Genomic DNA, 10286 nt, shown 5'->3' with positions numbered 1-10286 from the left:
TCCCCTATCCCCTGAGCGCCGTCGTCGGGCAGGAGGACCTGGTCGAGGCGCTGCTCGTCTGCGCCGTGCACCCGGTCGTCGGCGGCGTGCTCGTGCGCGGGGAGCGGGGGACGGCGAAGTCGACGGCGGTGCGCGCGCTCGCCCCGATGCTCGGGGACGGCGCGCCCCTCGTCGAGCTGCCGCTCGGCGCGACGCTCGACCGGCTCGTCGGGACGCTCGACCTGCGCGCCGCGCTCTCGGGCGACCACCGCGTCGACGACGGGCTGCTCGCCCGGGCCGACGGCGGCGTCCTCTACGTCGACGAGGTGAACCTCCTCCCCGATCATCTCGTCGACGCGCTGCTCGACGCGGCCGCGTCCGGCGAGGTGACCGTCGAGCGCGACGGCGTCTCCGTCGTGCAGGCGGCGCGCTTCCTCCTCGTCGGGACGATGAACCCCGAGGAGGGCGAGCTGCGGCCGCAGCTGCTCGACCGCTTCGGCCTCGGCGTCGAGATCCGCGGCCCGCGCGACCCGGCGGTGCGCGCGCAGATCGTGAGGCGGCGGATGGACTTCGACGCGGACCCGTCGTCGTTCGCGGCGCGGTGGGCGGACGCCGAGGCCGCCCTGGCCGCGCGGATCGCGGCGGCGCGTGGCGTCGTCGCCCGCGTGCGCATCGGCGAGCGCGAGCTGCTGCGCATCTCCCGCGTCTGCACCGAGCTGGACCTCGACGGCGTCCGCGGCGACCTCGTCTGCGCGCAGGTCGCGCGGGCGCTCGCGGCCCTCGACGGGGTGGAGGACGTCGACGCTGCGCACGTCGAGCGCGCCGCGCACCTCGCGCTGCGCCACCGCATGCGGCGGGACCCGCTGGCGCCGCCGCCGTCCGGTGGCGAGCGGGACCCGGCGATCGAGGAGGCGCTGGAGGCCGCGGATGAGGCGGCCTCGGAGGGTTCGGGCGACGGAGGCGAGAGGTCCGAGGGCTCGGGCGACGGTGGCGGGTCGAACGGCGCGGAGACGGCGGAGGGAGACGCGGGCGCGGGGGAGGGCGCGGACGCCGGCGCCTCCGAGGCCTCCAGCGCCCCGCCCACACCGCCGGCGTGCGGTCCGGTGGGGGATATGCCCCCACGAGACCGCACGCCGCCGTCGTGGGCGCCGGATCCGGACCTCGTGCCGCCGCCCGCGCCGCCCGCGCCGCCCGCGGCCTCCGACGGCCCGCCGCCCCCGCCTCGCCCCGCGTCGGTCCCCGCCGCGATGGCCGCGCGCCTGCCGGAGGACGCCACGCACCTCGCCCGCGGCGCCGGCCCGCGCGGCACCGCGCGCCGTGGCCCCGCCGGCCGCCGTGCCGCCGCCTCCGACGTCCTGCCCTCGGGCCGCGCGCCCGGCGGCAACCTCGCGCACCTCGACGCGCGGCCGGCCCGCGACGGCGACCCGATCGCGACGCTGCCGACCGTCCTCGCGCGGCTGCGCGGCGACGACCGCCCGCAGACCGCGATCACCGGCGGGGGCCGCGGCGCGTTGCTCTGCCTCGTCGTCGACACCTCCGGCTCGATGGCCGCCCAGCGCCGCCTCGCGCGCGTCAAAGGCGCGCTCGAGGCCGCGCTCCGCCGCGCCTACGCCCGGCGCGACCTCGTCGCCGTCGTCGGCTTCGGCGGGGACGGCGCGGCGACGCTCGTCGCCCCCGGCATGCCGGTCGAGCACGCGGCGGCCGCCTGCCGCGCGCTGCCCGCCGGCGGCCGCACGCCGCTGGCCGCCGGCATCGCCCACGCGGCGGAGCTGCTCGAGTCCCTCGACCGCGACCCGCGGGCGAACCTCCAGGGCCGCGCGCGCGTCGCCGTCCTCCTGACCGACGGCCGTGCGGCCGACCCCGACGGCCACGCCCGCCGCGCCCTCGTCCGCCTGCGCGAGGCCGCCGACCGCACCGTTGTCGTCGACCTCGAGGACGGCCCGGTGCGGCTCGGCCTCGCCGCCGACCTGGCTGCCGCCGCCGGCGCCGACCTCACCCGTCTCCTCACGACCGACCCGCCGAGAAGGAACGCCGCATGAGCGACACGACCGACACGCCGCCCGCCGCCAAGCCCGAGCGTCCCCCGGGCTACGTCGCGAAGTGCTCGCTGCGCGGCGCCAGCCCCGACCCGGACGACGCGCCGATCGAGCGCCAGTTCACCCCGCGCCGGCCGGAGACGGACGCCGCGGCCCTCGCGCGCAACTCCGCGCCCGGCGTCGACGTCCCCCACACCCCGTTCGACAAGGGCACCGCCGAGCCGCGCCGCCGCAAGCCGCGCGACAAGCCGATCCTCGTCGTCGTCACCGGTGACGGGAAGGGCAAGTCGACGTCCGGCTTCGGGATGCTCCTGCGCTCCTGGAACCGCGACTACCGCTGCGGTGTCGTCCAGTTCATCAAGTCGGGCAAGTGGAAGGTCGGCGAGCAGCGGGCCGCCGAGGCCCTCGGCGGCATCGACTGGTACAAGACCGGCGACGGCTGGTCCTGGATCTCCAAGGACATCACCGAGTCCGCCGACCTCGCCCGCGCCGGGTGGGAGCAGGTGAAGCGCTTCATCGCCGAGGAGCGCTACGAGTTCCTCATGCTCGACGAGTTCACCTACCCGCTGAAGTGGGGCTGGGTCGACGTCGACGAGGTCGTCGACGTGCTGACGAACCGGCCGGGCTTCCAGCACATCGTCATCACCGGGCGCGACGCGCCGCAGGCGCTCATCGACGCCGCCGACCTCGTCTCCGAGGTGACCCTCGTCAAGCACCAGATGGACAAGGGCATCCGGGGGCAGCAGGGGATCGAGTGGTAGGCGGGAGCGGCCCTCAGGGCGGGCCGGTCCGGTCGGGGGTGTGCGTCACCGTCATCCTCGACGGCGCGAGCGAGCCCGTCCACGGTGATGCGCCGACGTCGCTCGAGCGCGCGGACACCCCGACCCTGGACGCGCTCGTGGCGCGCGGCACCCTGACCCGGCGCCGGACCGTGCCGGACGGCCTCGCGCCCGGATCCGAGGTCGCGATCCCGAACCTGCTCGGGTGGACGCCGCCCGCCGCCGTCGACCGGGGCGCCGTCGAGGCGGCCGCCCGCGAGATCCCGGTCGCCGCCGGTCACCGCGCCTGGCGCATCGACGTGCGCTGCCCGACCGGCGGCCGCGCCGGGGCCGTCGCGGTCGCCCGCGCCGCCGAGGCGCTGCGCCGCGGCGCCCCGCACCACGCGCTGCACGAGCTCGGCGGCCACCGGCTGCTGCTCGTCGGCCCCGCGCCGCTGCCGGACGTCGCGGCGGCCGCGCGCGGCGTGCACGTCTGGCCCGAGGGGATCGTCCCCCCGCCCGTCCTCGACGGGGGCACCGTCGTCGTCGCGGCCCCTGGCGCCGCCGCGGGCATTGCCGCCCTGCTCGGGGCGCAGGTCGTCACCCCGCCCGGCGCGACCGGCGGGCCGGACAGCGACCTGCGCGCGAAGACCGACGCCGCCCGCGTGGCCCTCGGGCGGCGCGGCGTGTCGCACGTCGTCGTCCACGTCGGTGGCGCCGACGAGGCCTCGCACCTGCACGACGCGGACGCGAAGGTCGCGCTGCTCGAGCGCGCGGACCGCGAGGTCGTCGCGCCGCTGGCCGACAGCGTCCGCGAGCTCGGCGGCACCCTCACCGTGCTGCCCGACCACGGCTGCGACCCGTCCACCGGCGGCCACGACGCGCTGCCGGTCCCGGTGCTCACCTGGCGCCCGGCGGACATGGCCGACCGCGCTCGCGAGGCCGGCGACGACGGCCCGGCGCGTCGCCTCACCGAGCGCGCCGTCGCGGCCCTCCCCGTCCTCGAGGAGGTCCCCGCATGATCCCCCGCATCGTCGTCGCCGGCACCTCGTCCGGCGCGGGCAAGACGACCGTCGCCTGCGGCCTCATCGGCGCGCTCCGCGCCCGCGGCCTGACCGTGCAGGGCTTCAAGGTCGGCCCGGACTACATCGACCCGAGCCACCACGCGCTGGCGTCCGGCCGCCCGGGCCGCAACCTCGACGCCTTCCTCAGCGGCCCCGACCTCGTCGCGCCGCTCGTCCACCACGGCAGCGCGGGTGCCGACATCGCGGTCATCGAGGGCGTCATGGGGCTCTTCGACGGCGCCTCGGGACGCGGCGAGCTCGCGTCCACCGCGCACGTCGCGAAGCTCCTCGACGCCCCCGTACTCCTCGTCCTCGACGCCGCCGCGATGGCCCGCAGCGCCGCCGCGATGGTGCACGGCTTCCGGACGTTCGACCCGCAGGTGAAGGTCGCGGGGGTCATCTTCAACAAGGTCGGCTCGGACATCCACGAGCAGCTGTTGCGCGAGGCGATCGAGGGCAGCGGCCTGCCGGTCCTCGGCGCCCTGCGCCGCGACGAGCGCGTGACGACGCCCGAGCGCCACCTCGGCCTCGTCCCCGTCGCCGAGCGCGAGCACGAGGCACGCGAGGCCCTCGCCGCCCTCGCGGAGGCCGCGACCCGCTACGTCGACATGGACGCCGTCGTCCGCCTCGCGGGGGCCGCCCCCGAGGTCGCGGGCCCGACGTGGTCGCCCGTGGCCGAGCGGCCGGTCGTCCGCGGGACGCGCATCGCCATCGCGCGGGGTCCCGCCTTCTCCTTCCACTACCAGGAGAACCTCGAGCTGCTCGAGGGCGCGGGCGCCGAGCTCGTCGGCTTCGACCCGATGCGCGACGAGGCGCTGCCCGAGGGCGCGGGCGCGCTCGTCCTCGCGGGCGGCTTCCCGGAGGTCTTCGGCGCGGAGCTGTCGGCGAACGCCCGCCTGCGCGCGGAGGTCGCCGCGTTCGCCGCGAGCGGCCGCCCGATCCTCGCCGAGTGCGGGGGCCTGCTGTACCTCTGCGAGTCGCTCGACGGGCACGCGATGTGCGGCGTCCTGCCCGCCCGCGCCGAGATGGCGGGACGCCTGACGCTCGGCTACCGCGAGGCGACGGCGACGACCGCGACGCCGTGGCTCCCCGCCGGCACCGCCGTCCGCGGGCACGAGTTCCACTATTCAAAGGTCCAGTCGCTCGACCCGCGCGCCGAGGCGGCCTGGCAGCTGTCGACGCGCACGTTCGAGCGCCCCGAGGGCATCGTCCGCGGCGCGGTGCAGGCCGGGTACCTCCACGTCCACTGGGGCGCCCACCCGGAGATCGCGCGCGGCTTCGCGGCCGCCGCGGCGCCGCTGCGCGCGGTGAAGGACGCCGTCGCTTGACGCTGACGCTCGTCACCGGCGGCACGCGGTCGGGCAAGAGCGCGCACGCCGAGCGGCTCGCCGCCGCGAGCGGGCTCCCCGTCCGCTACGTCGCGACCGGCGACGCGTCGATGGGGGACCGCATCGCCGCCCACGTCGCGCGCCGGCCCGCCGCGTGGACGACCGTCGAGGCCGGTGGCGACCTCGCCGGCGCGGTGCGCGACGCCGCGGGTACCTGCGTCCTCGTCGACGGCCTCGGGCCGTGGATCGCCACTCGCCTGCACCTCGCCGGGGCCTTCGACGACGCCGCGCGCCTGCCCGAGGCCGTGGCGGAGATCCGCGCCGCCGTCGAGGGGCTCCTCACGGCGCTGCGGGACGCACCCGCCGCGATCGTCGTCGCCGAGCAGGCGGGCTCCGGCGTCCACCCGCCGGACGCCGCCTCCCGCGCCTGGGTCGACCTCCTCGGCGCCGCCACCGCGCGCCTCGCGGACGCTGCGGATGCCGTCGACCTCGTCGTCGCCGGTCGCGTCCTCCCCCTCGGAGGCCGAAACCCGATAAGCGCCCGACTGGGGGACGAAAAACGGGTTTCGGCGATGGACCCGGCCCTCCGCCGCCACGGCGACCGGGACGTGCGCCCGGGGGACGCCGACCACGCCGTGAACGTCGTGGCGGGCGGGCCGCCGGCGTGGCTGCGCGCCGCGCTCGACGCCGCGCTCGACGCCGGCGCGGCGAGCTACCCCCGCGAGGACGAGACGGTCGCGGCGCTCGCCGCCCACCACGGCCGTGACCCCCGGACCGTCGTCCCGGCGAACGGCGCCGCGGAGGCGCTGTGGCTCCTCGGCCCGGCGCTGCGCCCGCGGCTCGCCGTCTGCGTCCACCCGGGCTTCACCGAGGCAGAGGCGGGCCTGCACGCGCACGGCGTGCCGGTGCGCCGCGTCCTGCGCGACCCGGAGGCGGGCTTCGCCCTCGACCCGGGTGCGGTCCCGGAGGACGCGGACCTCGTCGTGCTCGGCAACCCGGCCTCGCCGAGCGGGACGCTCGACCCCGCGAGCGCGATCCTCGCCCTGCGCCGCCCCGGGCGCGTCGTCGTCGTCGACGAGGCGTTCATGGACCTCGTGCCCGGCGAGCCCGGCTCACTGGCGGGGGAGGAGCTCGAGGACGTCATCGTCGTCCGCAGCCTCACGAAGGCGCTCAGCGTCCCGGGGCTGCGCGTCGGGTACGCCCTCGCACCGCCGCCGCTGGCCGACCGCCTGCGGGCCGTGCGCCCCCCGTGGTCGGCGAACGCGCTCGCGCTCGCGACGCTCCACGCCGCGGCGACCCACCCGCACGAGCTGCACGCGATCGCCGCCCGCGCGGCGGCCGACCGCGAGGACCTCGCGGACCGGCTCGCCACCCTCGGCGACGGCGTCCGCGTCTGGCCGGGCGCCGCGAACTTCGTCCTCGTCGCGCTCCCGGACGCCCCGCGCGTCGTCGCCGCCCTGCGGGAGCAGCGGATCGCCGTCCGCCCCGCGGCGTCCTTCCCGGGCCTCGACGAGCGCCACGTCCGCCTCACCGCCCGCGACCCCGAGGCGAACGCGCGGCTCGTCGCGGCCCTCGGCGCCGCGCTCCGCGAGGTGGCAGCGTGCTGACCGTCGTCGGCATCGGCGCCGACGGCTGGGACGGCCTGGGCGGTCCGGCCCGCCGCGCGCTGCAGCACGCCACCCGCGTCGTCGGCTCCCAGCGCCAGCTCGACCTCCTGCCGGCCGACGGGGTGACCGCGGCCCGCACGCCGTGGCCCTCGCCGATGGCCCCGCTGGTGGAGACGCTCGCGCGGGACGCCGCGGCCGCCGACGTCGCCGTCCTCGCCAGCGGCGACCCGATGCTCCACGGCGTCGGCGCGACCCTCGTCCGGGCCGCGGGCGCCGAGCACGTCCGCGTCCTCCCGCACCCGTCGGCCTTCGCGCTCGCCTGCGCCCGGATGGGCTGGCCGCAGCACGAGACGGAGCTCGTCTCCCTCGTCGCCCGCGACCCGCAGGCGCTCGTCCGCGCGCTGCAGCCGGGGCGGCGCATCGTCGCCTACGTCACCGGGGCCGGCGGTGCGGCCGAGGTGGCGAAGGTCCTCACCGCCCACGGCGCGGGTGCGAGCCCGCTCACCGTCCTCGAGCAGCTCGGCGGACCCGGCGAGCAGCGCACCGACACGACGGCCGCCCGTGCGCTCGACCACGTCGCCGACCCGCTCCACGTCGTCGCCGTCCACGTCGCCGGCGGCCGCGCCCACCCGCGCACGCCCGGCCTCCCCGACGACGCGTTCGTCGCCTCCGACGGCCAGCTCACGAAGCGCCATGTGCGCGCCGTCACGGTCGCGGCGCTCGGCCCGCTCCCGCACGAGGGGCTGTGGGACGTCGGCGCGGGCAACGGCTCGATCGCCATCGAGTGGCTCCGCGCGGAGCCGACCGCGACCGCCGTCGCGATCGAGCCGCGCGCCGACCGCCTCGGCCGCATCGCGCAGAACGCGCAGGCGCTCGGCGTGCCGCAGCTCACCGTCGTCGAGGGGCGTGCGCCCGACGCGCTCGCCGGCCTCGGCGCCGCCCCCGACGCGATCTTCATCGGCGGCGGCATCACGACCCCCGGCCTCCTCGACGCCTGCTGGCAGGCCCTGAAGCCGGGCGGCCGACTCGTCGCGAACACGGTGACGCTCGAGGGCGAGCAGGCCGTCGTCGCCGCGCGCGGGACGCACGGCGGCACGCTCACCCGCATCGACATCGCCCACGCGGACGCCGTCGGGACCTTCACCGGCTGGCGCGCGCAGATGACCGTCGTCCAGTGGGCGACGGCGAAGCCGAAAACGGAGCGCCCCGCCTCATGACCGTCCACTTCATCGGCGCCGGCCCCGGAGCCCCGGACCTCCTGACGCTCCGCGCCGCCCGGCTCATCGCGGCGGCGCCCGTCGTCCTCTACGCGGGCGCGCTCGTCCCGCCGGAGGTCCTCGCGCACGCGCCCGCGGACGCGAAGGTCGTCGACACCCAGCACCTCGACCTCGACGCGATCGTCGCCGAGTACGAGGCCGCCCACGCCGCCGGCCACGACGTCGCGCGGCTGCACTCCGGGGACCTCTCGATCTACTCCGCCGCCGCCGAGCAGATGCGCCGCCTCGACGACCTCGGCATCCCGTACGACGTGACGCCCGGCGTCCCGGCCTTCGCCGCCGCCGCGGCCGCGCTCGGCTGCGAGCTCACCGTCCCCGAGGTCGCCCAGACCGTCATCCTCACGCGCTACGGCAGGCTCGCCTCGAAGATCCCCGCGGGGGAGGAGCTGAGCGGCCTCGCCGCGCACGGCACGACGCTCGTCGTCCACCTCGGCACGCAGGCGATCGGCGAGATCGCCGAGACCCTGACGCCCCACTACGGCGCCGACTGCCCCGCCGCCGTCGTCGCCCGCGCGAGCTGGCCCGACGAGCTCGTCCTCCGCGGGACCGTCGGCACGATCGCGCAGCTCGTGACCGCCGCGGGGGTGAAGCGGACGGCGACGATCCTCGTCGGCCCGGCCCTCGCCGCGCGCGGCTTCCGCGACAGCCACCTGTACTCGAAGGCGCGCGACCGCTGATGGCCCGCCACATCGTCCTCGTCGGGATCGGCGCCGGTGACCCCGGCCACGTCACGCAGCAGGCGGTCAGGGTGCTGAACGCCTTCGACGTCCTCTTCGTCGTCACGAAAGCCAAGGGGACCGACGAGCTCGTCGCCCTCCGCCGCCAGATCGTGGACGTCCACCGCGACCCGGACCGCGGCTACGAGGCCGTCGAACTCGCCGACCCGCCGCGTCCCTGGCGCACCGCCGACGACTACCAGGCCGCCGTCGCCCGCTGGCGCGAGCAGCGGCAGGAGCTGTGGGCCGAGGCCATCACCGGCGCCCTGCAGGACGGGCAGACCGGCGCCTTCCTCGTCTGGGGGGACCCGTCCCTCTACGAGTCCACGCTCGCCGTCGTCGCCGAGATCGCCGCGGCGGCGCCCGGCGGCGCGCTCACGTACGAGGTCATCCCGGGCGTCAGCGCCGTCCACGCGCTCACCGCCCGCCACCGCATCCCGCTCAACCGCGTCGGCCGCGCCGTGCAGATCATGCCCGCGCGCCTGCTCGCCGAGGGGATGCCGTCCACCGTCGACGACGTCGTCGTCATGCTCGACCAGGGGGCGACGTTCGGGCAGATCGACCCCGCGGGCCTCGACATCTACTGGGGCGCGTTCCTCGGCACGCCCGACGAGCTGCTCCTCAGCGGGGACCTCGCGACCGTCGGCCCGGAGATCGCCCGCGTCCGCGCGGAGGCGAAGGCCCGCAAGGGCTGGATGTTCGACACGTACCTCCTCCGGCGACGATGACGCCGCCGGCGGACCCCGCGCCCGGCCGCGTCCTCATCCTCGGCGGGACCGCGGAGGCCCGCGCCCTGGCGCAGGCCCTCGACGACGCCGGCGTGGCGGTCGTCTCCTCGCTCGCCGGCCGCGTCGCCCGCCCGCGCCTGCCGGTGGGGGAGACGCGCATCGGCGGCTTCGGCGGCCCGGAGAAGCTCGCTGCCTGGCTCCGCGACAACGCGATCGCCGCCGTCGTCGACGCGACGCATCCCTTCGCCGAGCGCATGTCCGCGTCGGCCGCGCAGGCCGCGCCTGCCGCGGGCGTCCCCGCCCTCCGCCTCGCCCGCCCCGGGTGGACCGAACAGCCCGGCGACCGCTGGACCTGGGTCGACGACCTGCACGCCGCGAACGCCGCGCTCGAGCGCCTCGGTGCGCCCCGCGTCCTCCTCACGAGCGGCCGCCAGGGCCTCGCCGCCTTCGCGGGCAACGGGGACGCGTGGTTCCTCGTCCGCTGCGTCGACCCGCCCGCCCCGGAGGACCTTCCGCCCCGCCACGAGCTGCTCCTCGACCGCGGCCCCTACACGCTCGACGGCGAGCTCGGTCTCGTCGACGCGCACGGGATCGAGGTCGTCGTGACGAAGGACAGCGGCGGCCCGCTCACCGCGGCGAAGCTCGCGGCGGCCCGTGCCCGCGGCCTGCCGGTCGTCGTCGTGCGCCGCCCGCCGCGCACCGGGATGCCTGCGGTCGCCACCGTGGAGGAGGCCGTCGCCTGGGCGCGCGCCCGCGCGACGGGGAACACGCCGGCGTCACCCTGAGCAGAGGC

General features: G+C 77.9%; 8 protein-coding genes and 1 pseudogene. All 9 read left to right on the top strand.

Annotation, left to right across the window (positions count from 1 at the left end):
• Positions 1 to 11 precede the first annotated feature (11 nt).
• The 9 genes and pseudogenes from NBH00_RS22645 (at position 12) to NBH00_RS22605 (ending at position 10278) form a co-directional block, all read left to right on the top strand.
• A complete protein-coding gene (locus NBH00_RS22645) occupies positions 12 to 2018 on the top strand; it encodes a VWA domain-containing protein (protein WP_437126631.1) in 2007 nt (668 codons plus the stop codon).
• Positions 2019 to 2245: 227 nt separating this feature from the next.
• Positions 2246 to 2776 (top strand): annotated as a pseudogene (gene cobO / locus NBH00_RS22640) (cob(I)yrinic acid a,c-diamide adenosyltransferase); the annotation flags it as partial.
• Between the two features lie 38 nt (positions 2777 to 2814).
• Complete coding sequence (locus NBH00_RS22635; RefSeq protein WP_254570835.1) at positions 2815 to 3795, top strand: alkaline phosphatase family protein; 981 nt, start codon at positions 2815 to 2817, stop codon at positions 3793 to 3795.
• Positions 3792 to 5165 carry a cobyrinic acid a,c-diamide synthase CobB gene (locus tag NBH00_RS22630; protein WP_254570834.1) on the top strand — a complete coding sequence of 458 codons (1374 nt, stop codon included), beginning with the start codon at positions 3792 to 3794 and terminating at the stop codon, positions 5163 to 5165. Before NBH00_RS22635 ends, NBH00_RS22630 begins: the two co-directional genes overlap by 4 nt.
• Positions 5162 to 6772, top strand: a complete 1611-nt coding sequence (locus NBH00_RS22625; protein ID WP_254570833.1) for a bifunctional adenosylcobinamide kinase/adenosylcobinamide-phosphate guanylyltransferase — start codon at positions 5162 to 5164, stop codon at positions 6770 to 6772. The genes NBH00_RS22630 and NBH00_RS22625 overlap by 4 nt, the downstream gene beginning before the upstream one ends.
• Positions 6769 to 7989 (top strand): precorrin-6y C5,15-methyltransferase (decarboxylating) subunit CbiE, encoded by a 1221-nt coding sequence (cbiE, locus tag NBH00_RS22620; protein ID WP_437126630.1) that lies wholly within the window; start codon positions 6769 to 6771, stop codon positions 7987 to 7989. The genes NBH00_RS22625 and cbiE overlap by 4 nt, the downstream gene beginning before the upstream one ends.
• The gene (cobM, locus tag NBH00_RS22615) at positions 7986 to 8726 is read left to right on the top strand and encodes a precorrin-4 C(11)-methyltransferase (protein ID WP_254570831.1); all 741 of its coding nucleotides are present in this window, start codon (positions 7986 to 7988) and stop codon (positions 8724 to 8726) included. Before cbiE ends, cobM begins: the two co-directional genes overlap by 4 nt.
• Positions 8726 to 9493: a precorrin-6A synthase (deacetylating) gene (gene cobF / locus NBH00_RS22610; RefSeq protein ID WP_254570830.1), complete on the top strand. Its 768-nt coding sequence runs from the start codon at positions 8726 to 8728 to the stop codon at positions 9491 to 9493. The genes cobM and cobF overlap by 1 nt, the downstream gene beginning before the upstream one ends.
• On the top strand, positions 9490 to 10278 hold the full coding sequence (locus NBH00_RS22605) for a cobalt-precorrin-6A reductase (protein ID WP_254570829.1): 789 nt from the start codon (positions 9490 to 9492) through the stop codon (positions 10276 to 10278). Before cobF ends, NBH00_RS22605 begins: the two co-directional genes overlap by 4 nt.
• The last annotated feature ends 8 nt before the right edge of the window (positions 10279 to 10286 follow it).

This window comes from Paraconexibacter antarcticus (assembly GCF_024220175.1).
Lineage (GTDB): Bacteria > Actinomycetota > Thermoleophilia > Solirubrobacterales > Solirubrobacteraceae > Paraconexibacter > Paraconexibacter antarcticus.
The sequence above is the reverse complement of the archived record's forward strand: the minus strand, read 5'-3'. Positions and strand labels throughout refer to the sequence as shown.

Coding starts and splice junctions, on each gene's coding strand:
- NBH00_RS22630 (WP_254570834.1), top strand. CDS start 3,792: ATGATCCCCCGCATCGTCGTCGCCGGCACCTCGTCCGGCGCGGGCAAG.
- cobM (WP_254570831.1), top strand. CDS start 7,986: ATGACCGTCCACTTCATCGGCGCCGGCCCCGGAGCCCCGGACCTCCTG.
- cobF (WP_254570830.1), top strand. CDS start 8,726: ATGGCCCGCCACATCGTCCTCGTCGGGATCGGCGCCGGTGACCCCGGC.
- NBH00_RS22605 (WP_254570829.1), top strand. CDS start 9,490: ATGACGCCGCCGGCGGACCCCGCGCCCGGCCGCGTCCTCATCCTCGGC.